Source organism: Pedobacter sp. (assembly GCF_965279535.1).
Taxonomy (GTDB): Bacteria; Bacteroidota; Bacteroidia; order Sphingobacteriales; family Sphingobacteriaceae; genus Pedobacter.
In genome coordinates this window covers 1,457,540-1,483,043 of the sequence record NZ_OZ257244.1, presented here as the reverse complement: position 1 = coordinate 1,483,043, position 25,504 = coordinate 1,457,540, and the positions used below count along the sequence as shown (strand labels likewise).

Here is a 25,504-nt window from a genome sequence, read left to right as displayed (position 1 = left end):
CATGCTGTTTTTAAGCGAAAACATATCCGCTTATGGTCAGTTCTTATTTATCTGTTTTGTTCCCTGCCAGTATAAACTCTTTATAATGCCAGGCATCCCATCCTTTGCTTGTAACCAAAGCGTTATTTTTTTAGCCCGTTATTTTTTTTAAATTGGACCCATGAAATATTTATTCTCTTCTCTTTTAATTCTGGCAGGGGGCTTTTCTTTTGCTCAAAGTACTAAAACGATTAAGCAATCCGGAAATCCCATTTTTCAGGGTTGGTACGCAGACCCAGATGCGGCCATTTTTAACAATAAGTATTGGGTATATCCAACCTACTCTGCCAGGTACAAAGAGCAGGTATTTTTAGATGCTTTTTCGTCCGGTGATCTGGTAACCTGGAAAAAACATCCCCGCATTGTAGATACTGCTGCTATAAAATGGGCTAATAAAGCCATGTGGGCGCCTGCAATAGTGCAAAAAGATAAAAAATACTATCTTTTCTTTGGTGCTAATGATATTCAGAATGATAAAGAAATTGGTGGTATCGGTGTGGCAGTAGCAGATAAACCCGAAGGACCTTACAAAGATCACCTGGGTAAGCCACTGGTAGATAAGTTTCACAATGGGGCACAACCTATAGATCAGTTTGTGTTTAAAGATAAAGACGGACAGTACTATCTGATATACGGTGGCTGGAAACACTGCAATATTGCCAAGCTCAATGCAGATTTTAATGGATTTGTACCTTTTGAGGACGGAACAATTTTCAAAGAAATTACACCGGATAATTACGTAGAAGGACCTTACATGTTTATTAGAAATGGTAAATATTATTTTATGTGGAGCGAAGGTGGCTGGACCGGCCCTGATTATTCTGTGGCCTATGCAGTAAGCGATTCGCCCTTTGGTCCGTTCAAAAGAGTTGGGAAGATTTTAAAACAAGACGCTGCCATCGCAACAGGAGCAGGGCATCATTCAGTGATTATCAACGAGAAAAAAGGAAAATATTACATTGTTTACCACCGTCGCCCGCTAACCGAAACTGATGGTAATCATCGGGTTACGTGTATCGATGAGATGAATTTCGATGCTGATGGAAACATTCTTCCTGTAAAGATTACCAATGAAGGGGTAAAGGCGGATAAGCTGAGGTAAGGTGGTTAGTTGTTTAATTGCTTAACTGTTTAGTATCAAGATGCTAGTATAAAGTATAAAGATGCTAGTATCAAGTATCAAGACCGGAGCAAACAGCGCTGAGTATCGAGTTGCTAGTATCAAGTATCAAGACCGGAGCAAAGATATGGGCCATTTGATATAGGCGATTTGTACTAATGACTAATGACTAATGCCTATTGACCAATGACTATTGACCAATGACCAATACTACCTATCTCCCGATTTTCCAAGTAAACTAAACCCATAGGCACATAGTAAAAGAATACAGGCCAATCCAAACCACAGCCAGTTAAAACCAAATTGTTTGGCGATTAAAAAGCCCGTAAACGGACCTATCACTTGTGCACATGACCAGCTCAAGGTGTATCCGGCGGCATATAAGCCCCTGTTATGTTCGTTGCTTCTGCTAATCACTACGGTGTTAATAAAAGGAAGCACGAACATTTCACCGATGGTAAATATCACGATGGTTAACACCGCCATCGCCACGTGAAAAATAACCGGCGCACTTAATATCAGGTAAGATACTGCAAAAAAGACTGCACCAATAATGATGAAAAACATAGGCGGTCTTTTTTGCTCTATCTTATTAATCATAACCATTTCGAAAAGGGCTATAATGGCGCCATTTAATCCGATGATGATTCCGATTGCAAATTCATCAATGTGCCATTGCTCTTTAAAAAATACAGGTACCACCCTGAACATTAAGAAGGCACAGGTGATAAAAAGTGTGGTTAACAGGATAAATTTTACGTAAAAAGCATCCTGCCAGGGTTTCATAATTACTGTTTTATTTTTGTTCTCCCTGGCCTGTTTAATAAAGCCCTTCACTTTGGGTAACAAGGCCAGAATAGAAAAACCAACCAAAATACTTACCCCACCTTCTACAATAAACAAAAGTTTATAATTTATCGATGCAATAATTCCGGCCAAACTGATACCAACAGACCAGCCAATATTGGTTGCTAACCTGTTCAATGAGTAAGATCGGGTTATTGTTCCTTCTTTGGCATAATGGGCCACCGCAGTAAAGTTTGCCGGCCTGAAAGCTTCAGAAAAAAAACTGATTACCACAGACAATACACAAAGGGTAGTGAAATGCGTGATGGTAGAAAATAAGATAAATAACAGCCCTCCCATAATGGAAGATAAAATCTGAACCGGTCTGAATCCAATCATGTCGGTTAACTTACCACCCATAGCAGAGCCTAAAATAGACCCTACCCCAAAAAGGGTAATAATTAAACCTGCATCCATTTCCGAATGATGTAAACTTTGGGTAACATATAAACCCATAAACGGTACAGCCATGCTGCCACATCTGTTAAACATCATTACAATGCTTAATAGCCAGGTTTCTCTGCTTAGGCCACTAAACGAGTCTTTGTAGGTGTTTAAAATGAGTTTGAACATGATTTGGATGAAGAGCTGCAAAAATACTAATATTAAATTGCTGAGCTAAGCATTAAAAGTATAATTTACGTAAGAATTCAGGGTGGCGCCCTGTTTATACAGCTATGTCACCCTGAGCTTTGTCATCCTGAGCCCGTCGAAGGATTACCCTACGCAGACTTGTTTAACAAATCCTTCACCCTGAGCGTCTCGACCTTTGTCCTCCTGAGCCCATCAAGATTGTCATCCTGAGCCTGTCGAAGGATCACCCTAAAGTTCAATCTGCGTAAATCTGATTAAATAAATCTGTCCTCCTGAGCCTGTCGAACCTTGTCATCCTGAGCCTGTCGAAGGATCACCCTATAGTTCAATCTGCGTAGACCTGATTAAATAAATCTGTCCTCCTGAGCCCATCAAGATTGTCATCCTGAGCCCGTCGAAGGATCACCCCATAGTTCAATCTGTGTAGATCTGATTAAATAAATCTGTCATCCTGAGCCTGTCGAAGGACAATTACGATAAATAAACAGCTGATTGTAAATGAGTTTAATCTGTTTGAATCGATTGACAAGCATTCTCTGTTTAAATTAAACAGATTTTTGCCCAACTTAGCAGCGTTAAAAATCATATGCCACCAGCTCCTAAAAAGCCTGCCATCAAAAAAGCGCCTGCTACGGTCAGAAAACCTGTAGCAAGAAAGCCCGCTGCACGTAAAAAGAAGTCGAAGTCTATTCCAATAGAATGGAAACTCGCGCTTATTGCTGTGCTGTTGGTGTTACTTTCGCCGCTTTATTATGGTTATATCTTAAAAGGTTTTGTAGGCACCTGGCGCTGGATAAAAGATTGGGGACAGGATCCCAACTACCGTACCTATGAGAGTTTCAATATTAAAATTCCGAAACAGTATACCATTCATGGCATCGATGTATCCTATTATCAGGGTAAGATTAACTGGGCGAAGGTAAAAACAATGAAAGAGGATGAAGTGAGTATCCGCTTTGCCTTTATTAAAGCTACAGAAGGTCTTTTATTGGTTGATCCATACTTTCAGCGAAACTGGCGGGAGGCGCCCAAAGCAGGGATCCTCTGTGGTGCTTATCATTTCTTCCGTCCTAAAAAGGATGGGAAAGCACAAGCCAAGTTCTTTTTACAGGTGGTTAATATCGAAAAAGGAGATCTGCCGCCAGTGGTCGACATTGAATCTTTAGATGGTGTTTCACCTTTAAAAATGCGGGCAGAACTTTCAGATTTTCTCAACTATGTGGAGATGAAAACCAAGGTACGCCCTATTATTTATACAGGTTTAAAATTTCATGAAGATTATTTAGACGGTCATTTTGAAGACTATCCACTGTGGGTAGCACACTACTATCAACCGAAGTTGAAATTAGATAAAAGCCGCTGGAAATTCTGGCAACATTCTGATAAAGCCAAAATCAATGGAATCGGCCATGTTGTCGATTTTAATGCCTTTAATGGAGATAGTCTGGCGCTGGATAATATGCTGGTTAAGTAGCCATTAGTCAGTTAAACAATTTACAATTAGTCAGTTTATCAGTTCAACAATTAAGCAATTAAACAGTTAAACAATTAGTCAGTTCAACGGTTAAACGATTAGTCAGTTAAACAATTTGCAATTAGCAATTTACAATTAGTCAGTTTATCAGTTCAACAGTTAAACGATTAGTGAGTTAACCTCCTCACCAGTTCCCCCTTTTCCCTAAACCACCCAACACTCACATTTCTCTAAGAAAAACTCATCCGCTTCTGCGCCAATACCAATTTCATCCGTTACATCCAGAAAATAGCCGTTATAAGTTAATCCACCCACTACCGGATCAACAAGGTGTCCTAAAAGTGCAGTGTCAAGGTCAAAGAATTCTACGTTAGGACTGGCTAATGCGAAGTGCAGGTTAGCCGTTAAGGCAAGTCTGCTTTCTAACATACTTCCAATCATGCATTTAACGCCGGTTTGTAATGCCTCTTCATGGATTTTCTGTGCTTCCAATATTCCGCCCGATTTAGAGAATTTAATATTAAGGTAGGTAGTAGCCTGACTGTTAATTAATTTACGGGCATCATGATGATTGTAACAGCTTTCATCGGCCATGAGTTTAATAGGCGAATTTACATTTAGCTCAGGCAGTTTATCATCATACCAGGTTCTCATGGGCTGCTCACAGAATTCGATGTTGTACTGCTCCAGTTCTCCTAATGCAAAAAGTGCCTCATCAAAATTCCAGCCTTGATTTGCATCCAGGCGTAAGGTCATTTCTGGCCCAACTGCAGCTCTGATCTGTTTTACACGTTCAATATCATCCTGAACTTTTTTCCCAAGCTTTATTTTAAGAATCCTGCAACCCTGACTCTTGTACTTCAATGCCGTTTCCGCCATCCCTTCAGGTGTATCAATCCCGATGGTCATATCTGTTTCAATGGTTCTTTTTTGTCCACCTAAGAACTTGTACAGCGGAAGTTTGGCATGTTTGGCCGAAATATCGAACAAAGCCATGTCGAAAGCACTTTTTATGGTATTGTTATGGTCGGCATAGCCCAAAAGATCGTTCATTCTTTCCGGAATTTCCAATGGGTTTTTACCCTTTAAAATTGCCGCAAAATCCTTAGCCATGGCAATACAGGTTTCCTGTGTTTCGCCTACAATCATCGGAAAAGCCGAACATTCTCCAACACCATGAATCCCGGCATCGGTATATATTCTAACCAATACATTCTGAGCAAAATGCATGGTTCCTGTTGCAATTACAAAAGGCTCCATTGGAATGCTGAAGCGGTAAATTTCGGTATGGGTAATTTTCATAGGTTATTAATTGTGCGGTTCGGTTTTCCTGTTTGCTGCAATAGATGACTGAATTATAAAATTTCAGCACCTGGATACATCAATAATTGTACTGCTTTAACGGTTTTTTATGATAACAAACAGATTTTTAACTAAAGTATAAAAACAAAAACTAAATAGAAACAGGTTTGTAGATTATTAATAGATTTACCGCTTCAATAATTCCTTGTTATAAACTTCAAAATTATGTCTGCGCCTAACAACCTGATCAAAGCTTCTTCTCCCTATCTTTTGCAACATGCGCACAATCCCGTAAACTGGTACGAATGGGGTCCAGAGGCATTAGCTAAAGCCAAAGCCGAAAACAAGCTTATTTTGGTTAGTATAGGCTATTCTGCCTGTCACTGGTGCCATGTAATGGAACGCGAAAGCTTTGAGAATTACGAAGTGGCAGAGGTGATGAACCAGCATTATGTGTGCATTAAGGTAGACCGTGAAGAACGGCCGGATATCGATCAGATTTACATGTATGCCATCCAGCTAATGACCGGGAGTGGTGGCTGGCCTTTAAACTGCATCTGCCTTCCAGATCAGCGGCCCATTTATGGCGGAACGTATTTCAGGAAAAACGACTGGATCAATATCCTGGAAAATGTTGCCGGTTTATGGGCAAATGAGCCGGATAAAGCGATTCAGTATGCCGAAAGGTTGACTGCTGGAATTGTGGAAAGCGAAAAAATTATTCCTGCCGTAAGCCTTGAAGGTTGTAATGACAGCCACCTGAAAGAAATTATTGAACCCTGGAAACGTCATTTCGATATTGCTTTTGGCGGATACAACCGGGCACCAAAATTCCCGCTGCCCAATAATTGGAGCTTTTTGCTTCGATATGGCTTTTTAAAAGACGATGAGGCTGTTTTTACGGCTGTTTGCCATACACTGGAAGAAATGAGCAGGGGAGGTATTTATGATCAGATTGGGGGTGGTTTCGCCCGTTATTCTGTTGATGATAAATGGCACGTTCCGCATTTCGAGAAAATGCTTTATGATAATGCACAGTTAATCAGTTTATACCTGGAGGCTTACCAATGCACTAAATTCGATTCTTTCAGACAAATTGCTATACAATCCATTAATTGGGTATTTAATGAAATGACTTCTCCTGAAGGGCTCTTTTATTCGGCCCTGGATGCCGACAGCGAGGGAATAGAAGGGAAGTTTTATGTATGGGATAAAACGCAGTTTGATGCGCTAGTAGGAGCGGATTCGGCATTGTTAGGCGAATATTATAATGTTACCGAAGAGGGGAACTGGGAGGAGGAACAAACGAATATATTGAGGAAAACACTGGCAGATGATGATTTGATTGCCAAATATAGCATCGATCTGGAAACCTTGTATCTGAAGGTAAATACTGCTAAAGAAAAGCTACTGGAGGTAAGAAACAAGAGAATAAGGCCGGGTTTAGACGATAAATGCTTAACGGCATGGAACGCCATGATGATTCGCGCATTGGCTGATGCAGCTTCTGTACTGAACGAAAATAGTTATTACACGCGTGCAGCTGCTTCTGCAAGGTTTATTTTAAATAACCTGAAAGCCGAAGACGGGGGGCTGTATCGCAATTACAAAAATGGTAAAGCTTCCATTGTCGCATTTTTAGATGATTATGCCTTTTTAATCGATTCATTAACTGCGCTGTATGAAATTGATTTTGATGAGCAATGGTTAGTGGAAGCTAAAGCTTTTACCGACTATGTGTTGTTGAATTTTGAAGATAGTGAATCGCCTATGTTGTTCTATACCTCTGCAAAAGGCGAAGACCTCATTGCCCGCAAACATGAGGTGATGGATAATGTAATCCCTGCGGCCAACTCTGTTATGGCACAGAACCTAAAACGCCTGGGCCTGCTTTTTGATGAAGATAAATACATTGAAAAAGCTGATGCCATGCTTGCCGGGGTACAGGCTAAAATTAAAACTTATGGCTCTGCATATTCTAACTGGGCCATTCAGTTATTAAATGAGGTGCAGGGAATTAACGAAATCGCCATTACCGGATTGGAAGCAGATGTGATTAAGCTGGCATTAAATAATCATTATATTCCGAATAAAATTATCCTGGGTGGCACAAGCAGTAAGCTTCCGCTGTTAAATGGTAAGCAAAGCAATGAAACAAAGGTTTATGTTTGCCGAAATAAAGTATGCCAGTTGCCGGTTAAGACGGTGGAGGAGGCGTTAGCGTATTTACTTTAAAAAAAACTGAATATTTCAAAACTGAGCAGTTATTCTTTGATAGGAAACTCTAAAATTTGCGGTATTAATGTAGATAACTTCTTCTTAACTTTAAGTTTATACAACCAAGGGTTTTAAAAGTTATACTTATCTTTGTCATAGACTAAATGATAACGTGCAAAGTAAAAACAAACGTAAAAGAATTGACTACTCCGCCAAGGTTGGTGAAGTAGTTGTAGATGTTGAAGCATTTGTAAAAAACAAAAGTTCGGAAAATGCAAAGAAAATTTCAACTACTGCCGAGCACATTGAAATTGATATTTATTTCGATAAACATTATTTTGACAGGCAACAACATGGAGACCAAGAAGGTAGACGTCATGGAATTGAAAGTGATACTGTCAAATCATTACTCGTTGAAGCTGGAAGGCATTTATTTTATTATTCTATAAAGAACAAAACGTTTTCTTTTGTTAATTTTGAAATTGTACCCAGACCAGAGAGGATTGTTTTGACCAAAGAAGTTGATGGCGAACTACCACTAAATGTTGTTGCTGAATACCATTACCTTGGCCTAAATAAGTTTGAAGTTACTCTAAAAACTGCTATGAAAGTTGGTGGTTTTAAATTGAGTGATGGGCAGTATCAACTAATACTTCATCCAGATGAAACCTCTACATTAATGCGTTTAGAAAAGACTAAGTTGTTATTAGTCAGTGAGTATACTCATTAAGTTTTCGATAAATTATTTTTAAGATTTATTAAGCTTTAAAAATATTTTCAAAACATATTACAAATATTTTTGTAATAATATACGTAAAATATAAAGTAATATTTATATTTGTATCAGCATTTGAGACAGGATAACAATCTGGACAGCCTTGCAAAGGGCAGGATAAAATTCTGGTCAGTCTCACTAAACCCCCTTAATTGGGGGTTTTCTTTTTTATTACCTTATCCATTTTTTTTTCTGTTGTCTAAATACTCTAAGTATTATCAAATCTATCAGATATGTTAATTATCGAAACTCTCTTTAGAACATATGGTTTTCAATTCGCTACTGAATTGGTATAATTTCATTTTTGCTAATAGATATTTCAACAAAAAGGATGAATTGAGGCATTCACGTTTACAGAATCTAAAGGCGGAATCAATGAATAATTTTATTGAATGTTATACAGCTTCCATATTTTGATATTCTTTCTCACGAAATTACAGGTAAAGAACTGGATGAATATGTTATACCAACTCATAATAAGTTTCCTGCTTCATACAATAAATTATTCATCATTTTAGATAGTAAGGAGATATTAGAGTTTACGGAAATCTACAGCTCAATCTCTGAAGTTAACTGACTTTTAGGTATATTAATGTTGATTACTGTGAAAAAAAGTTAATAGTTAAAACTAATCGATACCAAGATGTTATTACAAAAGTACAGAAAGAAAATAATAAGGCTGGAAAAGATTAGTGAGAAATTCAAATTGAAATACGGCTAGTCAATCTACCTTTTTCCAAAAGGGGAAAGGTACTACTTTTAGTACCAGCACTAAAAAACATTTTCTTTTCTGAACAATCAGAACATCTTTTTTGTTAGGTAAATAATTAACTTATCTTTGCCCAGCAATATTTAAAAGAGCTTTTATAATTTTAATTAAATATTTGCCGAAATAAAGTATGCCAGTTACCGGTTAACACTGTTGAGGAAGCATTAGAGTATTTACACTAAAAAAAATTAAATGAATATTTCACCAAACTCAGTAGTGGCATTAACTTACGAATTGCATACTACAAACGAAGAAGGACAACAGGTTTTCGTAGAGAAAGCTGATGAGCAAAATCCTTTAGTATTCTTATATGGCGTTGGCATGATGTTGCCAAAATTTGAAGAGCATTTAACTGGTTTAAAAACTGGTGATGAATATAGTTTTGAACTTTCTGCTGCTGATGGTTACGGAGAAATTGATCCGGGAGCTTTCGCAGATCTACCTAAAACCATGTTTACAGAAGCTGGCGGTGAAATTCCTAATGTAGGTGATGTTATTCCACTTCAAGATAACAATGGTAATCAATTCAGAGCTGGCGTAACTGCTGTTCATGATGAAACTGTAGCGGTAGATTTAAACCACCCAATGGCTGGTAAAAACCTTTTATTCAGCGGAGTGATTTTAAACGTTCGCGAAGCTACTCAGGATGAGCTTTCTCATGGTCATGCACATGGTGTAGATGGTCACTCAGGTCACTAAGACTCCTTAAAATATAAAAAGCCAGCATTTTTTTAAGATGCTGGCTTTTTTTGTGTCCTAAATCAGGAAACCAATTGCTTAGAAGGGTATTCATATAATTCCGTTGCTTGGGTACCTGGGGCATCTTATGGATCCCGACAATATCGATAATCTCATCATGCTAATCTGCAAAAACCTCTTCCAGGTTAAGCGCAAAGCCCGGTAGCACGGTAGAAAGGGCTTCTTCGCCCACTGTTAACAGTTTGCCGGGTTGGAATTTACCCTGCTCGTCCAGAACATACTTGAAAAAGGTTTTTTCTGCCGGACTAACAATCCAATATTCGCGAACGCCTGCTTCTTCGTAAACCTCATATTTGTTTACCAGTTCCTTTTTGTTGTTCCCTGGTGATAAAATTTCGACAACAATATCCGGAGCACCAATGCAGCCACGTTTGTCTAACTTGTTTTCATCACATACCACAACTACATCGGGTTGCACTACGGTAAAAACTTCTTTATCAGATTGCGTTCTCTTGGCCAGGCGAACATCAAAAGGTGCCCCATACACTTTGCAGGGTTTTTTCCTAAGGAAGTTATACAGTTGATTAAAAATAACACCAAACACTTCCTGATGAACCCTCGCTGGAGCGCTCATGGTAAATAAATGGCCTTTAATAATTTCTAGCCGGTCTTCGAAAGCGAACCGCATGTAATCTGCGTAGCTGTAGATGGCTGAAAAATCAATTTCGTTAAGGGATGAAATAGGGGGAAGCTCTTCTTCTGTTGGATAAGGTTTCATACTATTTCGAGTTGATGATACTCAAATATAGTCAATTCAACCTGGTTTTAAAAGTCTACTTTAATCCTTAAACCACCATTGGTAAGGTTTAAATTTTCTTTAGAAAAAGTTTTCATGGGTACCCTTAAGAAGGGCTCAACAGCGATATTCTTCTTAGGTGATAATTTCTGCTTGTATCCAAAAGAGAAGTTATAAAAACCAATATACCGATCAGGACCAATAGCGGCTTCTGGCTGAGGTTCAACTTTTCTTTCTGCCACAATTAAGGTTTTAGCATCATAAGATCCGGTTGCCGAATTGAGGGCAGCAGCATTTTGAACCTGATTACTGATGTAGGTGTTCTCCTGGCGGTTATTGGTTACGGCGAGTGCTGAAACGCCAATTCCGGTGTATAATTTATCACTGATGTTGTATTTTAACTCCAGTGGCACATTTATACCTTCCACACGGGCATTTACAGATTCGAGATTTCTACCCGATAAAGTTTGCGGAGCATCGGCCCCTAATACCTCTTTACTGCTTATACTGGAGTAAGATACCCCCGAACTGATCGAAACCTTGTTGGCAATGGCATACGATAGCGAGAAGCCATAATTCATATTCAGTTTGTTATCGTTACCCATAGATGGTGCTACATACACTCCCGGCTGCCATTTCGAATCCTGATTACTTTTTGTGCTGGCTGCCATTTGGTTCACCTTACTATCCTGGGCCAACAGATCTTCAAAAGTCATTTTGACCGGTTTGGGCTTTTTATGGTCTACAGCCAATTCAAAATTGCGTTCAGTAAACGATGTCAAAGCTGGGTTATGCTGTTGTACAGCAAGCTGACGATCGTTTAAAACTGATGCAGGAATAAGTTCTGCATTAGCCGGATAGCCGGATATGGTTGTATTTGTTAGCGGTGTGTTATGGTATAGCGTGTTATCCTTTCCTTCAACTGGTGTTTGTGATGGATTCAAATTGGCCTGAGCAGGGGGGGCAGGTTTAATGTTTTGGGCTATGGCCGACTGCTGAGTAGTGTTGTTGCCCGCTTCAGTTTGTTCTGATGATTGTTTTTTAGGTTGAACTTTAACCAGGTTATTACTGTCAGTACCTTTGTTTAACGTGAAAAATAATGCTCCTGCTGTTAACACAAGCATTGCAGCGGCCCACATTGGCCAATAGGCAATACCTCTTCTGCGCTTCTTTTCAGAAAAGCGCTCCCAGGCCCCTTCCGAATAAGCTTCTTCGTGGTTTTGGAGTTGTGTGGCTATATGTTCAATTAATTCTTTATCCATTTTTCTCGTATGAACTAACCATGGTGTTCAGGTAAAGGGTACGCAATTTATTTTTGGCTCGGGTAAGGTACACCCGCGATGAACTTTCAGGAAAATTCAGCATTTTCGAGATCTCATCATGGGCAAAGCCCTCAATTTCATATAAGTTAAATACCAATCGATGGGTGTCTGGCAGATGGTTTAATAAATTCAGGATGTCATTCACATGCAGGTCGGAGGCTACAGATACCTGGCTAACCGGATGTTCATCCTCAGCTAAATCATCTACATAAAATTTCGCCTTAGCGCTGCGGATTTTATCAATAGCTGTTCTCGAGGCAATCTGGGCAATCCAGCCTTTGAAAGATTTTTTTAACTCTTCAGGGTTTTGTGGTGCTTTAAAAGTTCCGATATGCTTAAATATCTTGATAAAACAATCATTTACAAGCTCTTCACTATCGGATGTGTTCCTGGTATAACGTAAAATAATACCCAATAAATAGCCATAGAACGATTTGTACATCATTTCTTTACAGCCATTGTCGTTTTTCACGCAACCCTTTAAAATTTCCTCAAAGCTGAGAATTCTTTTTTTGATCACTCCCGTAAAGGACTATTTATTAACCTGTTATTTTCCAAATTTAAGAAAATAACACCACCCAAGCAGGATGGTGCCATTTCTTATTTCACAGGTAGAGAGAAATTATTTATTAGTCATAATTGATAATCCGAATTGGGTACTATCTGTTTTGCTGCTTAATCCTTTAGCCCAGATGGTATAAATTTTGCCTTTCTCAATTTTAACTGCCGGAAGGGTTGCTTTAACGGTAGTTGTTCCGGTTTGTTTTACTTCGAAAGTATAGCTCTCCGATGGATCAATTGAACTGAAAGCTGTAAATTCTTTAAAAGCCTTTGCTGTAAATAAAGCGCCGTCTTTTCCCTGGATGCTCAAATCTAAAGCAGGTGCACCCGGACTCAGGTTAATGAAACGAACATTTGCTTTATCTGTTGCAGGGGCTTTCAAGTCATCTTCCACAACCAAAAGTTTGGTAGATTTAAGTGTATCTGCCACAAAAACCGAGTAAAACTTACCGCCAACCAGGTTTGTTGCTGCTGTGGCTAAATATTTTAAGGAGTCTTTTTTAGCAACACCTGCTAACCTGCTGCCTGGGTAAGCTGCATAATAACCAAAATCTTGTGTGTAGGTAAAGCTTTTAATCTTTTGTCCGTCTAATACGAAATCTAAGGCCGCTGTTCCTGGAGATGCATGTATAAATCCGATTCCTGCAGCTTCAATTGGGGTATCATCCCAGTCTTTTTTACAAGCAGAAAATAGTAAAGTTATTGCGAATAGAGAGAATATAATTTTCGATGTTACGCCAAAATAAGTCTGTTTTTTCATGTGTAGTTAATTGAATTATTGTTTTATTAGTTAAATGGCCATTAACATTTTTTCTAGTAAAACGAGGGGCAACTCTAAAACGCTACAACTAAATCGATTTTTATTGAAAAAAGAAAAGCCAGAGATGTTAAATCCCTGGCTTTCTATTATTTAGGTATGTTTTTTTAAGAATACATCTCCTGGCGAAGTTTGGCAACCTCATCACTGTTGATGTATTCATCATAAGTCATCAATTTATCTATTGTTCCTTTTGGCGTAATCTCAATTACACGGTTGGCTACAGTTTCTGTTAACTGGTGATCTCGGGAAGTAAATAAGATTGTTCCTTTAAAATCCTTCATGCCATTGTTTAATGCTTCAATAGATTCTAAGTCCAGGTGATTGGTTGGCTCATCAAACATCAATAAGTTAGCTTGCTGTAACATCATTCTGGAGAACATACAACGCATTTTCTCACCTCCTGAAAGTACTTTAACGTTTTTCAATACTTCCTCTCCTGAGAATAACATACGGCCTAAGAAACTGCGTACAAACTGCTCGTCGGCATCCGTACCCGAATATTCACGTAACCAGTCTACCAGATTTTCATCTTTGCCGGCAAAATATTCAGAGTTATCGTTTGGAATATCAGCTGTGCTAATGGTTACACCCCATTTAAACTCGCCGCGGTGATCCTGGTCTCTGCCTGTTAAAACATCATAAAAAGCTGCAGTAGCTAAACTATTTTGAGACAGGATAGCGATTTTATCACCTTTGTTTACCATGAAGGTCACTTTGTCGAATAAAACCCCGTCATTACCGGTTTTACCAAGATTTTCAACCTGTAAAATCTGATCTCCAGCCTCGCGGCCGGTATTGTTAAAGATAATGGCCGGATATTTCCTGCTCGAAGCTTTAATTTCGGTAATATCAATCTTATCTAAGGCTTTTTTACGTGAAGTAGCTTGTTTAGATTTGGAAGCGTTTGCACTAAAGCGGCGGATAAATTCCTGCAACTCTTTTACTTTATCTTCCATCTTCTTGTTCTGGTCGCTGCGTTGTTTCAAAGCAAGCTGACTAGATTCATACCAGAAAGTATAGTTACCTGTGTAGATGCTCATTTTAGCAAAATCGATATCCACGATGTGTGTACAAACCGCATCTAAAAAGTGCCTGTCGTGAGATACAACCAAAACGATGTTCTGATAATCGGCCAGGAAGTTTTCTAACCAGGCAATGGTTTCGATATCTAAATCGTTGGTAGGCTCATCTAATAACAGAATATCAGGATTACCAAATAAAGCTTGTGCTAATAAAACACGTACTTTTTGGGTATTATCTAATTCTTTAAGGAGTTTGTAATGGTTGTCTTCGCTGATACCCAGGTTGCTGAGCATAGTGGCGGCATTACTTTCCATATTCCAGCCGTCCATTTCGGCAAAAAGATTCTCCAGTTCACCGGCACGCTCACCGTCTTTTTCTGTAAAATCTTCCTTTAAATAAATGGCATCCTTTTCTTTCATGATGGCATAAAGCTCTTTATGTCCCATCATAACGGTTTCGATAACCGGAAATTCATCAAACTCGTAATGGTTCTGTTTTAAAACAGCCATACGCTCGCCTGGAGTAAAGGCAACACTACCCGAAGTCTGGCTCACTTCGCCTGATAAAATTTTTAAGAATGTAGATTTACCAGCGCCGTTCGCCCCAATTACGCCATAGCAGTTGCCTTGGGTAAATTTAAGGTTAACATCTTCAAATAATGTGCGTTTGCCGTATCGTAATGATAAATTAGAAACTGAAATCATGCTGTGAATAAAATAAGGCGCAAAGATACGGTTTAATTTTGAAGTGGAAAGCTAAACAGCTGTTTAGTATTTGCTTTTTGATTCCATGGTCTGTTACATACGGGTCATATATTGATAGCTGGTCCGCGAGTCATGGACCATATATTGTTGGCTGGTCTGTAAGCCACAGACCATTTATTGATAACTGGTCCCTGAGCCACGGACCAGGGATAATGAATAATAAAATTATTAATTTAGGCGGCATAGATTATTACCCATTTGTATGCAGCTTCTTCTCAACGCCATAAAAAGTACCCTGCAAAAAACTAAAGTAGAAAAACTTGCAGCTATTGCGGCAGAGGGTGGCTACCCGGTAAAAGAACTTATTGATTTAAGCTTTTGCCCTGATGAGCAGATTGGTTTTAGAGCGGCATGGATTTTAGAGCATGTATATTCCGGTTACTCGGAGCGATTTTTACCCCAGGTTTCATATTTCCTGGCAAAACTGCCTGTCCAGACTAATCTTTCTGCTTTGCGGCATTATGTGAAGATCTTAGCCTTTTTAACCAACAGAAAAGCATCTGCAGAAGTCAGGAAAATGATTGCAGATTACAATACCGACCCAATAGTAGAAATTGTTTTCAGTTGGCTCATCAGTGATCAAATCCCGGTAGCGGTAAAATCACATTGCTTAAATATTCTGGCCAACCTGGTTCCCAAGCACCCCTGGATTAAAGATGAACTCATAGAAACCATGGATTTTCTGGTTGATAAAGAAAGTATCGGATTCTTTGCCAAGGTGAAACAAATCAGGAAGCAGTTGAAGCGGGCTGAGAAAACAAGGAGTAGTGCTAAAAGGTGATTTACAGCCGCTCAAATAACATTAAAGCGTAAAATCTTTGTCCTGTTGCTACCTTCAGCCTTATACCCTAAACCTTTTACCTTATATTTATCCCATGAGTGCTTACGAAACCCTATCCAAAATAATAAAAGAACGACGCAGTATTTTTCCTGCCAGTTACATCAAAAAGGAAATTCCTGTTGAGGTAATTAACCAGATTTTAGAGAGTGCCAATTACGCCCCTACACATAAATTAACCCAGCCTTGGCGTTTTGTAGTGATTAGAAAGGATGCAAAGGCCAGGTTAGGAGCTGAGTTGGGTAAAATTTATCAGGAGCAGGTTCCTTCGCATCAATTCCTGCAAAAGAAGTTCGATAGCTTTGCCGAAAAAACGGAGCAGGCCGATTGTATCATTGCCATCAATATGCAGGTAAGCGGAAAGATTCCGGAGTGGGAAGAGCTTGCTGCGGTAGCTTGTGCAGTACAGAATATGGCCCTAACCGCCGAAAGTTTAAAAGTAGGTGCTTATTGGAGTTCTCCTCCTTTAATAGATCATCTGGGTGATTTTTTAGCATTGGCTGAGGATGAAAAATGCATTGGCCTGTTTTACATGGGGTATCACAATGAGAAACCCTGGCAGGCGAACAGGACACCAATTGATGAGAAGGTTAGGTTCCTGGAATCTTAAATTTAGGCTGAAGCCCGGTTTATTAGTCTATGCTAAATCCGCTAGATCAGTTTTTTGAGCAAAAAGCAGAGCCTGTTAAAAGCTGCCTGCAATACCTGCGCAACTTTTTTCTTTCGCAGGAAGGGATTACTGAGCATTGGAAATACGGTATGCCCATGTATTATCTAAATGGCAAAATGTTCTGTTACCTTTGGATACATAAGCGGTATCTGCAGCCTTACATCGGTTGGGTTGATGGAAATCAAATGCATCATGAAGATTTAATGCAGGAAAAAAGGGCTAAAATGAAAATATTATTAATCGATCCTGCTCAGGATATTCCAAAGCATAAAATTATGTCTATTTTGGCCCAGGCTTTTGCACTTCGGGCATAAAGGCAGCGATTTTACTTTTATACATGTCTACAAAAACAATAAAATCACAACTCTTTCAGCTTTGTTTAAACTTTATTCAAAAAAGGATAGAGAATATCGAATATTCCCTGCAACAGGCTCGTCAGGCATCAAACGATGATACCAAGAGCAGTGCGGGTGATAAGTATGAAACTACCCGTGAAATGATGCAGCAGGAAATGGATCGCAATAGCAAGCTTTTATATGAAGCGGGCCAGCAGAAAATTGCTTTGCAGCAGGTAGAAAACGTTGAAGCAGTTCCGGTATCTAAAAACGGAAGCCTGGTCATTACTTCCGAAGGTAATTTCTATATCAGCATCAGTGCCGGCGAACTGCTCTTAGATGGACAAAAGTATTTTGCCATCTCACAGGCGGCACCAATAGGGAAAATGCTGATTGGAAAGCAGGTTAATGATACTTTTACTTTCAACGGCAAGGGTTTCAAAATCGAAGCGATCCTTTAAGCCCTTGCCGGTTGCAACTTTATTTTATGTTCATTCGCTGCGCGAAATCGGGATTTAGATACCCTTTTAACTCAGTGAAAGGGATAAATACAATGATTTGTCCCTGCGCATAGCTGGCCACCTCATAAGGGTTGTATAAAAATGCCAAACCATTCTGGTTAAAATAAAAGTTCTGGTTGGGTTTCAGGAAATTATCGAAAAGGACAGTATTTAACTGATCGCCACTTTTTACGTGATACTGTTTGCGCAGATTTTTTTCCAGTAACTGTTGTAGTAAGAGGGTATCTGCTTTTACCACATCACCCAATGTTAATCTTTTCTTGTTCTTCACGTCCAGACAGTAGAATGTACTGGCATAATTGCCATGCGCTCCTCCACTATAATCATCGTCCAGCTGTTCTACAATGACATAATCGCGATCATTAAAAACAATGCTCTGATTGGTATGATTGCTGTAATTCAGAAAGCTGCTGTTGTCGCCTGCTGGTGCTAACGCTTTAACGCTTTTTTGATAATCGTTAAAATATTTTTGAGCTACTTGCTTCAATCCGGTATCCCAGGTGTTTTGCCCTTTAACACCGGCGGCCAGTTGTAATTGTTGGTTAATCCAGCTATCAGCAGCTGATTTGCTGTTAGCAGTTAAAACTTTAAATCCGATTTCTGCGGCAGGTGACTTCGCTTTGCCAGGAAAGGCTAATACAGAATCGGCATAGGTTGTTACGTCAAAAGCATAACTTCCTGCAGGGTATTTTTCGTTGAGTGAAATGTTAAATGTTTTATCCTTCTTACCGCTGGTCCATTTCCCGGTAAATCCGTTTCCTGTCCATTTTAATGCCAGGGTGTTAGGCTTATAGTTTTCATTGTATTCATAGCCTTCCGTAGCAGTTTCTGCCAAAACAATACTGTCTTTTCCAATAATGGTATCAATAGACAGGCTTAGCCATGATCCATCATAATAGTAAGAACCGGAGTAATCATATTCAGTTTTCTGTAAATTCATGATTACTGGCTTACCTGCAATTTCTCCTTCCAGCCGCTTGTAAAATTTTTCGGGTAAATCTGCCACAACCCGTTTTGCGGTATCTGTACTTTCTGTACTCGATTGGTTGTTTTTATTGCTGTTGCATGCTGCAAGACCCAATAATGCCAGGGCGCTAAATAAAATAAGTCTTTTCATAATCGGTTAAATATGTACTTATTAAATAATTTTCAGCGGTTATTGTTTTACTTTATTGAAGCTTTTGTTAATGCTGTAATAAAGGTTTTTAGCTGAATATCTTCCCGGATCAATAATTCTCCTGATGGTATAGAGTGGATAATTTTCGTCTCGTGCTGTCGATAGGATGAAGGCAGCCTTAAAACCATGTTCTTTCAATTTATGGAGCGTTGAGGCTTTGTACACACCATATGGAAAGGCAAAGTACTCCACTTTTTTTCCGGTAATTTCCTCCAGTTTTTGTGTGGGTTCGTCTATCTGGGTTTTCCAGTCTTCATCGCTAAACTTTGCAAAGTTTTTATGATCGTAAGTGTGGCTGGCTATGGTGTTGCCTTCATCAGATAATTGTTTAATCTGCGCTTTGTTCATGTAACCAATCCTCCCTTTTTTACCGATAGACACGGTCATAATAAAATAAACGCCCTTATAGCCATATTTTTTTAAGGTCGATGCGCCAATGGTAAACTGATCCAGGTCTGTATCATCGAAGGTAATCATTATGGGTTTCTCGGGTAATTTTGCCCCGTACACAAGGTAATCGTAAAGTTGGTCGGGCAGGATCGTATGGTAGCCGCTGTCTGCCAGCATTTTAATGTGCGCGCTGAATTTGCTGGGCGATATGATGTCATCATGTGCCCGCTTACTGTCACTGCCGGTAGCCTCCCTGATTTGATGGTAGCACAATACAGGAACCTCCCTGCGTGCTAAAATGGTTTTATTGTCTGCTGGTTCACTTTTAACAACAGAAGTGTCAATGTTGTTGGTTTGTGATGCTTTGGGGCTCTCAGTGGCCGAATTGGATTGACAAGCGTATAATAAGGAGAGCGGTAGCGCGGCAAGATACAGGTATCTTTTCATGTGGAGGAGGAGAGTAACACCCGCAGGCTTGTAAACCTGCGGGTGTTTATTTAGAAACTGTTTTTAATGCTGTTGCTTAAGGTTTTAGGGCTCCAGTAACCGCTCGCAATAATTCTGCGGATGGTGAATAAGGGATCTTTCTCATCACGTTTAGTTGATAATTGATATGCCATTCTAAAACCACGTTTTTTTAGTTCAGGAATACCTTCAGCGTTCCATAAACCAAATGGATAGGCGAATTCTGTCATCTTTTTACCCGTAATTTCTTCTAGCTTTTTAGTTGGTTTATCTAATTGTTCCTCCCAATCTTTTCCAGCATATTTTTTGAAATTTTTGTGGTCATACGTATGACTGCCAATTACATTGCCTTCATCTGAAAGCTGCTTAATCTGCTCTTTAGTCATATAGTCTACAAATTTTCCTTTTCTGCCAATGGAAACCGTCATGATAAAATACACCGCTTTATAACCATATTTTTCTAAGGTAGGGCGAACAACGGTGAACTGATCCATATCCGTATCGTCGAAAGTAAGCATAATGGGTTTGCTTGGCAACTTGGCACCTGTATTCAGGTAAGCATAAAGCTGATCAGGTAAAATGGTGTGGTAACCACTATCAGCCAGCATTTTCATCTGATCTTTAAAGTTTTGTATTTCAACAATATAGTCTTTGCCTACTTTTCCATCAGTGGGTTTCCAGTTTCTTACCTGGTGATAACATAAAATAGGAACCTGTTTGCGTGCTAAAATGGTTTTAGCATCGGCTACTTTTATTTTAGAAACATCGATGGCCGGGCCAGCTTCTGCTTGATTTTGAGCGGTTTGAACGGTAGAATCTTGAACGCTTGCATTTTCTGCCTGCGATTTGGACTGACAGCTGGTGAATAAAATTATCCCTGCCGATATGATGCTTAAAAATTTGTACTTCATAGTTATGATATATGTTTACAAAACTATAAAATCCCGTAACTATTTTCTGAAAAATACAATTGGTGTTGATAATTATTTAAATGCGTTAAAATCTGATAAACTATCGCATTTATTACAAATATTAGGATTGTAATCTTTGGGTTTTGAATAATTTAGCCGATTCAAACCAACCCTAGATGAATAAATTTTACAGACTATTAACAGCTACGCAGTTCCTGGGCCTGGCTGCTTTAGCTCAAACCAAAACTTTTACCATTACTGAGCAGGTTCAGGCTCAACCCAAAGCAAATTATCAGCTGGCTGCACGTTTTTCGCCTAATAAATTAAAGAAAATGGTGTACGCTACATCAGTAGACCCGCACTGGCTGAAGTTAAGTAACCGATTCTGGTACAATTTTGAAACTCCTAAAGGAAAGTTTTGGTACCTCGTTGATCCCGCTGCCAAAAGCAAAAAGTTAATTTTCGATAACGCTAAATTGGCTTCAGAGATTACACTGGTGGTACGCGACCCGTTCGATGCAGAACATTTACCACTGGAAAACCTGAAATTCAGTGCTGATGAAAAAAGCATCACTTTTGAAGTGAAAAGTACAATTGATGAATTGAAAAAAGATAGGAAAGATAAAAAAGCTGCGGATTCAATGCAGAAAAAAATCTTTTCTTTTAAATATGAACTGGCTTCGGCAAAGCTTACAGAAATACCAAATTTTAGCAAACCGAAACCTAAGCCAGGTTGGGGCTCTGTAGCGCCAGATTCTTCGGCCATTATCTTTTCACGCAACTATAACCTTTATTGGATGGATAAAGAGAACTATAAAAAGGCCGTTAAAAACGAAGATGATAGTACCATTGTAGAGCATCAGTTAACCAAAGACGGTGTAAAGTTCTATTCTTATGGAAGTAACGGGGATGGGGAAAATAATATAGAAAATGAGAAGAATAACAAGAAACGTCGTGGTGCTTATGTATTGTGGTCGCCAAATTCAAAATACTTTGTTTTAGATCGTACAGATTCTCGTAAAGTAAAAGATTTATGGGTAATCAATAGTGTTACCCCTGGTCGTCCAACTTTAGAAACTTACAAATATCAAATGCCTGGTGAGGCTGAAGCCCCTCAGGATGAACTTTTATTGTTCGATTTTGGTGCCAAGTCTTATCGCAAATTAAATGTCGCTGCTTTTAAGGATCAAAGCATTTCTGTTTGGAGCAAACCTTCATTAAATAAGGATCGGGATAATGAGTTCCGTCCATCGGTATGGTTGGGGAATAACAGTAAGTTCTATTTTTCCCGTACCAGCCGTGATTTAAAACGCATTGATATTTGTACTGTCGACATTACCAATAATGTAGTGAAGCCATTGATTGACGAACGATTTAACACCTATGTAGAGGTTAACCGTCCGGGATTGGTAAATGATGGCAATGAGTTAATTCATTGGAGTGAACGCGATGGCTGGGCTCATTTTTATCTGTTCGACGGGAATGGTAAACTGAAAAATCAGATTACCAAAGGTGCTTTCCATTGCGAAAGTATCGTAAACATAGATGAAAAGAACAGGGTGCTTTACTTTACCGCAAATGGGCGGGAAGGCAAGGAAGACCCCTATTACCTTCACCTTTATAAGGTAAACTTTGATGGTTCTAATCTGAAATTATTGAACGCCGGGGACTTTGATCACGCGGTAAGTTTAAATGATAATAATACCTATTTCGTAGATAACTACTCGAGGGTAAATACTGCTCCCAAAGCAACCTTGTATAATACCAATGGTTTAAAGGTGATGGAACTGGAAACTACAGATTTATCCTTATTGATGGCTACAGGCTATAAGTTTCCTGAACCTTTTACAGTAAAGGCTGATGACGGCATTACGGATTTATATGGAGTGATGTATAAACCTTTTGATTTTGATCCGAACAAGAAATATCCGATAATTGAATATGTGTACCCAGGCCCGCAAACTGAGGCAGTAAACAAAACTTTTAGCAAAAGCATGGACCGTACCGATCGCTTAGCTCAGTTTGGGTATATTGTAATCACAGTAGGTAACCGTGGCGGAAATCCATCACGTTCGAAATGGTATCATACTTACGGATATGGAAACTTACGTGATTATGGGTTGGCTGATAAAAAGACTGCGGTAGAGCAATTGGCAGCTAAATATGCATTTATTGACGAAAATAAAGTAGGCATTACAGGTCACTCAGGTGGTGGATTTATGTCTACAGCAGCCATGTTGGTTTATCCGGATTTCTTTAAAGCGGCGGTTTCTAATGCCGGTAATCACGATAATAGCATTTACAATCGCTGGTGGAGCGAAAAACACCATGGGGTAAAAGAAATCATCTCTTTAAAAGGAGATACTTCTTTTAAATACAGCATTGATAAAAACCCTGATTTGGCAAAGAACCTGAAAGGGCATTTGTTGCTGATGCATGGCGATGTAGATAACAATGTGCATCCTGCCAATTCAATCCGGGTTGCCAACGCTTTAATGAAAGCTGGTAAACGTTTCGATTTTCTTTTGATTCCTGGCCAACGCCATGGTTTCGGGGATATGACAGAGTACGCTTTCTGGAAACTGGCAGATCACTTCAACAAATACCTGATTGGTGACTTTTCAGAACCCAGTGATGTGGATGTAGCAGAGATGGATCGGGACATAGAGAAAAACGGTAAATAATTCAAAATGCCTTTCGTAAGCGAAAGGCATTTTTGTTTACCGGAAGCCCGAAACAAAATGGTTTGAAGCCTGTTCCTTTATTATGGATATTAAAAGATCACTGATGGCAATTTTGCTCCTGGCTGGAGCAACGGCCGGTACTTACGCTCAGGATGTAGATAAAAAGAATGTTCCCGCATCTGTCAGGCAAGCCTTAAATAAATCATATCCCAATGCCAGAGATGTAGATTGGGAGCGGAGGGGAGCAAACTATGTAGCCGATTTTGATTTTGGCAATACCGATTATAAGGTAACTTATTCAGGTCAGGGCCGGGTTTTGGTTACAGAGAAAGATATTCCCAATGCTAAACTTCCTTCAGTAATTGCCAAAAACATTAAACTTAAATACCCCAAAGCACGAATTGACGATGTTGATTGGATCAATACCGCTGGAAAGATTTCTTATAAAGTTGATATTGAGGGTACACCAGATGTAAATGTCTGGTATACTGCGGATGGTAAGTTTATCAAAGAGATAGCAGATTAAAGCTTTTCTACTGCTGGCCTTGAATTTAGCGGAGCGCCAGGAAGTAAAATTTATTTCAGCGTCTTTTTTCTTAAGATGCTGAAATATTCAGTAAAAGTAGCCGTCGATTCCTGGGTTACTAAATGAGTAAAAAACCTTAAATTACCATCCAAAACTTATCCCAAATGAAGAAAACAATACTTTATCTCTCTGCATTTGCCTTTTGCCTGTCTTCATGTAAGCAATCTGCAACCGAAAGTGCCGGTGATCCGGATTCATTAGCCATCCGGAGTATTAATGACACCTCGCTAAGCGCTTATCTGGCTAAAATCGCCTCTGATGACTTTGAAGGTAGGAAACCTTTTACCAACGGAGAAACCAAAACGATTAATTATCTGGCAGATGAATTTAAGAAGTTAGGCTTAGCGCCAGGTAATGGGTCCAGTTACTTTCAGAAAGTACCCATGGTAGAAATAAAGTCCAATCCAGATGAAAAAATGCTGATCCAGGGGAAATCGGGTGCTGTTAGTTTAAATTATCTGACTGATTTTGTTGCCGGTACCCGCAGGGTGCAGAACCAGGTGAACATCAATAATTCTCCTATGGTTTTTGCAGGTTATGGCATTGTGGCGCCAGCTTTTGGATGGAATGATTATGCAGGCTTAGATGTCAAGGGGAAAACTGTTGTGGTGATGATCAATGATCCGGGCTTTGCCGATTCAACACTGTTTAAGGGCAAGAATATGACCTATTATGGCCGTTGGACTTATAAGTTCGAAGAAGCTGCAAGGCAAGGTGCAACAGGTGTATTAATTATTCACGATACCGAACCTGCAGCCTATCCCTGGAGTGTGGTGCGGAGTGGCTGGACAAAATCTAAACTTCAATTAGAAGCAATCGATAATAACATGGGGAGGGCTGTTGTAGAAGGCTGGATTACCCTTGATGTAGCTAATAAATTATTAAAACTCGCCGGAAAATCGGAAGCTTTATTTACTGAGGCCAGAAAAAAGGGTTTCAAAGCTGTTGATTTAGGCTTGTCTGCTTCTTTAGGCGTTAAAACACAAATCAAAAAATCTAAATCTTTTAATGTTTTAGCTACAATTCCTGGCAGCTCAAAAAAAAAGGAGTCAATCATTTATTCGGCGCATTGGGATCATTTAGGTATCGGTGAAAAGGTTTTGGGAGATTCTATTTACAATGGTGCTGTAGATAATGCCACTGGTGTTGCTTCTTTATTAGAAATTGCAGCTGCTTTTAAAAAATTAAGTAAGAAACCCGAACGTAGCGTTGTTTTTATTTCCTATACCGGAGAGGAGCAGGGTTTACTGGGGTCTGAATATTATGCTAAGCATCCTGTTTTACCTTTAGACAAAACGGTTGCTAACATTAACATGGACATGATGGGTATTGCCGGAAAAACAAAAGATGTGGTCGTTTATGGTTTTGGCCAATCAGAACTGGAAGATTTAGCGGCAGCATCGGCTAAGAAGCAGGGGAGGGTAATTGTTCCTGATCCGGTTCCTTCATCGGGATTATATTATCGCTCAGACCACTTTAACTTAGCCAAAGTGGGTGTCCCTTCGCTGTTTACAGGTTCTGGAGTAGATAATGTAACAAATGGGAGAAACTGGGGCTTGAAACAAGTGGCAGATTTTACTAAGCAACGTTACCATTCCCCACAAGATAATTTTGATCCTAAAACCTGGGATTTATCCGGTATTATTGAGGATGAACGACTGCTTTTTGATATGGGATATCAGTTAAGCAAAGGTGAGCTGTATCCGAAATGGAAAGAAGGCTCTGAATTTAAATCGGTTAGAGAAAAGAAATAAAACAAAATCGCCCTGCTTCTGGCAGGGCGATCTCGTAAAAAAAGTCAAGTAG

The 25,504-nt window shown here is 39.3% G+C and carries 22 protein-coding genes; 12 read left to right on the top strand and 10 right to left on the bottom strand.

Annotated features, from left to right (window positions below):
• Window positions 1-160 precede the first annotated feature (160 nt).
• The gene (locus ACQY77_RS05755; protein WP_421938936.1) at window positions 161-1,141 is read left to right on the top strand and encodes a glycoside hydrolase family 43 protein; all 981 of its coding nucleotides are present in this window, start codon (window positions 161-163) and stop codon (window positions 1,139-1,141) included.
• A gap of 228 nt (window positions 1,142-1,369) precedes the next feature.
• Here ACQY77_RS05755 and ACQY77_RS05750 read toward each other — a convergent pair whose 3' ends face one another.
• The gene (locus tag ACQY77_RS05750) at window positions 1,370-2,578 is read right to left on the bottom strand and encodes an MFS transporter (RefSeq protein ID WP_421938937.1); all 1,209 of its coding nucleotides are present in this window, start codon (window positions 2,576-2,578) and stop codon (window positions 1,370-1,372) included.
• Between the two features lie 607 nt (window positions 2,579-3,185).
• Between ACQY77_RS05750 and ACQY77_RS05745 the strand changes: the two genes are divergently transcribed.
• Window positions 3,186-4,073 carry a GH25 family lysozyme gene (locus ACQY77_RS05745; protein WP_421938938.1) on the top strand — a complete coding sequence of 296 codons (888 nt, stop codon included), beginning with the start codon at window positions 3,186-3,188 and terminating at the stop codon, window positions 4,071-4,073.
• A 204-nt stretch (window positions 4,074-4,277) separates the two neighbouring features.
• Here the strand turns inward: ACQY77_RS05745 and ACQY77_RS05740 are convergent, their stop codons facing one another.
• Window positions 4,278-5,375 carry a mandelate racemase/muconate lactonizing enzyme family protein gene (locus tag ACQY77_RS05740; RefSeq protein WP_421938939.1) on the bottom strand — a complete coding sequence of 366 codons (1,098 nt, stop codon included), beginning with the start codon at window positions 5,373-5,375 and terminating at the stop codon, window positions 4,278-4,280.
• Window positions 5,376-5,600: 225 nt separating this feature from the next.
• Here ACQY77_RS05740 and ACQY77_RS05735 point away from each other — a divergent pair, with 225 nt between their 5' ends.
• The 3 genes from ACQY77_RS05735 (at window position 5,601) to ACQY77_RS05725 (ending at window position 9,835) form a co-directional block, all read left to right on the top strand.
• On the top strand, window positions 5,601-7,610 hold the full coding sequence (locus ACQY77_RS05735; RefSeq protein ID WP_421938940.1) for a thioredoxin domain-containing protein: 2,010 nt from the start codon (window positions 5,601-5,603) through the stop codon (window positions 7,608-7,610).
• Between the two features lie 154 nt (window positions 7,611-7,764).
• Entirely contained in the window at window positions 7,765-8,322 is a 558-nt protein-coding gene (locus ACQY77_RS05730; RefSeq protein ID WP_421938941.1) for a hypothetical protein, read from the top strand.
• A 1,006-nt stretch (window positions 8,323-9,328) separates the two neighbouring features.
• The gene (locus ACQY77_RS05725; RefSeq protein WP_421938942.1) at window positions 9,329-9,835 is read left to right on the top strand and encodes an FKBP-type peptidyl-prolyl cis-trans isomerase; all 507 of its coding nucleotides are present in this window, start codon (window positions 9,329-9,331) and stop codon (window positions 9,833-9,835) included.
• A gap of 160 nt (window positions 9,836-9,995) precedes the next feature.
• Here the strand turns inward: ACQY77_RS05725 and ACQY77_RS05720 are convergent, their stop codons facing one another.
• The 5 genes from ACQY77_RS05720 to ACQY77_RS05700 form a co-directional block, all read right to left on the bottom strand.
• A complete protein-coding gene (locus ACQY77_RS05720; protein WP_421938943.1) occupies window positions 9,996-10,613 on the bottom strand; it encodes a Uma2 family endonuclease in 618 nt (205 codons plus the stop codon).
• A gap of 47 nt (window positions 10,614-10,660) precedes the next feature.
• On the bottom strand, window positions 10,661-11,893 hold the full coding sequence (locus ACQY77_RS05715; protein ID WP_421938944.1) for a hypothetical protein: 1,233 nt from the start codon (window positions 11,891-11,893) through the stop codon (window positions 10,661-10,663).
• Window positions 11,886-12,425: an RNA polymerase sigma factor gene (locus ACQY77_RS05710; RefSeq protein WP_421938945.1), complete on the bottom strand. Its 540-nt coding sequence runs from the start codon at window positions 12,423-12,425 to the stop codon at window positions 11,886-11,888. Before ACQY77_RS05710 ends, ACQY77_RS05715 begins: the two co-directional genes overlap by 8 nt.
• Before the next feature lie 150 nt (window positions 12,426-12,575).
• On the bottom strand, window positions 12,576-13,274 hold the full coding sequence (locus ACQY77_RS05705; protein WP_421938946.1) for a DUF4397 domain-containing protein: 699 nt from the start codon (window positions 13,272-13,274) through the stop codon (window positions 12,576-12,578).
• 164 nt (window positions 13,275-13,438) lie between these two features.
• Window positions 13,439-15,061, bottom strand: a complete 1,623-nt coding sequence (locus ACQY77_RS05700; protein ID WP_421938947.1) for an ABC-F family ATP-binding cassette domain-containing protein — start codon at window positions 15,059-15,061, stop codon at window positions 13,439-13,441.
• Window positions 15,062-15,323: 262 nt separating this feature from the next.
• Between ACQY77_RS05700 and ACQY77_RS05695 the strand changes: the two genes are divergently transcribed.
• From ACQY77_RS05695 to ACQY77_RS05680, 4 genes are all read left to right on the top strand, one after another.
• Window positions 15,324-15,902: a hypothetical protein gene (locus tag ACQY77_RS05695; RefSeq protein ID WP_421938948.1), complete on the top strand. Its 579-nt coding sequence runs from the start codon at window positions 15,324-15,326 to the stop codon at window positions 15,900-15,902.
• A 94-nt stretch (window positions 15,903-15,996) separates the two neighbouring features.
• Window positions 15,997-16,569: a nitroreductase family protein gene (locus ACQY77_RS05690; protein ID WP_421938949.1), complete on the top strand. Its 573-nt coding sequence runs from the start codon at window positions 15,997-15,999 to the stop codon at window positions 16,567-16,569.
• A gap of 29 nt (window positions 16,570-16,598) precedes the next feature.
• Entirely contained in the window at window positions 16,599-16,943 is a 345-nt protein-coding gene (locus tag ACQY77_RS05685) for a DUF1801 domain-containing protein (protein WP_421938950.1), read from the top strand.
• Window positions 16,944-16,966: 23 nt separating this feature from the next.
• Entirely contained in the window at window positions 16,967-17,425 is a 459-nt protein-coding gene (locus tag ACQY77_RS05680) for a 3-oxoacyl-ACP synthase (RefSeq protein ID WP_421938951.1), read from the top strand.
• 19 nt (window positions 17,426-17,444) lie between these two features.
• Here the strand turns inward: ACQY77_RS05680 and ACQY77_RS05675 are convergent, their stop codons facing one another.
• Genes ACQY77_RS05675 through ACQY77_RS05665 form a run of 3 tightly spaced genes read right to left on the bottom strand, consistent with a single transcriptional unit; the run spans window position 17,445 to window position 20,428 of the window.
• Complete coding sequence (locus ACQY77_RS05675; protein ID WP_421938952.1) at window positions 17,445-18,602, bottom strand: RsiV family protein; 1,158 nt, start codon at window positions 18,600-18,602, stop codon at window positions 17,445-17,447.
• Window positions 18,603-18,641: 39 nt separating this feature from the next.
• The gene (locus ACQY77_RS05670) at window positions 18,642-19,499 is read right to left on the bottom strand and encodes a polysaccharide deacetylase family protein (RefSeq protein ID WP_421938953.1); all 858 of its coding nucleotides are present in this window, start codon (window positions 19,497-19,499) and stop codon (window positions 18,642-18,644) included.
• Window positions 19,500-19,549: 50 nt separating this feature from the next.
• The gene (locus ACQY77_RS05665) at window positions 19,550-20,428 is read right to left on the bottom strand and encodes a polysaccharide deacetylase family protein (protein ID WP_421938954.1); all 879 of its coding nucleotides are present in this window, start codon (window positions 20,426-20,428) and stop codon (window positions 19,550-19,552) included.
• Window positions 20,429-20,604: 176 nt separating this feature from the next.
• On the opposite strand from ACQY77_RS05665, the gene ACQY77_RS05660 reads away from it, so the two are divergent.
• From ACQY77_RS05660 to ACQY77_RS05650, 3 genes are all read left to right on the top strand, one after another.
• The gene (locus tag ACQY77_RS05660; protein WP_421938955.1) at window positions 20,605-23,112 is read left to right on the top strand and encodes a DPP IV N-terminal domain-containing protein; all 2,508 of its coding nucleotides are present in this window, start codon (window positions 20,605-20,607) and stop codon (window positions 23,110-23,112) included.
• A gap of 103 nt (window positions 23,113-23,215) precedes the next feature.
• A complete protein-coding gene (locus ACQY77_RS05655; RefSeq protein ID WP_421938956.1) occupies window positions 23,216-23,638 on the top strand; it encodes a PepSY-like domain-containing protein in 423 nt (140 codons plus the stop codon).
• Window positions 23,639-23,802: 164 nt separating this feature from the next.
• Window positions 23,803-25,452 carry a M28 family metallopeptidase gene (locus tag ACQY77_RS05650; protein WP_421938957.1) on the top strand — a complete coding sequence of 550 codons (1,650 nt, stop codon included), beginning with the start codon at window positions 23,803-23,805 and terminating at the stop codon, window positions 25,450-25,452.
• The last annotated feature ends 52 nt before the right edge of the window (window positions 25,453-25,504 follow it).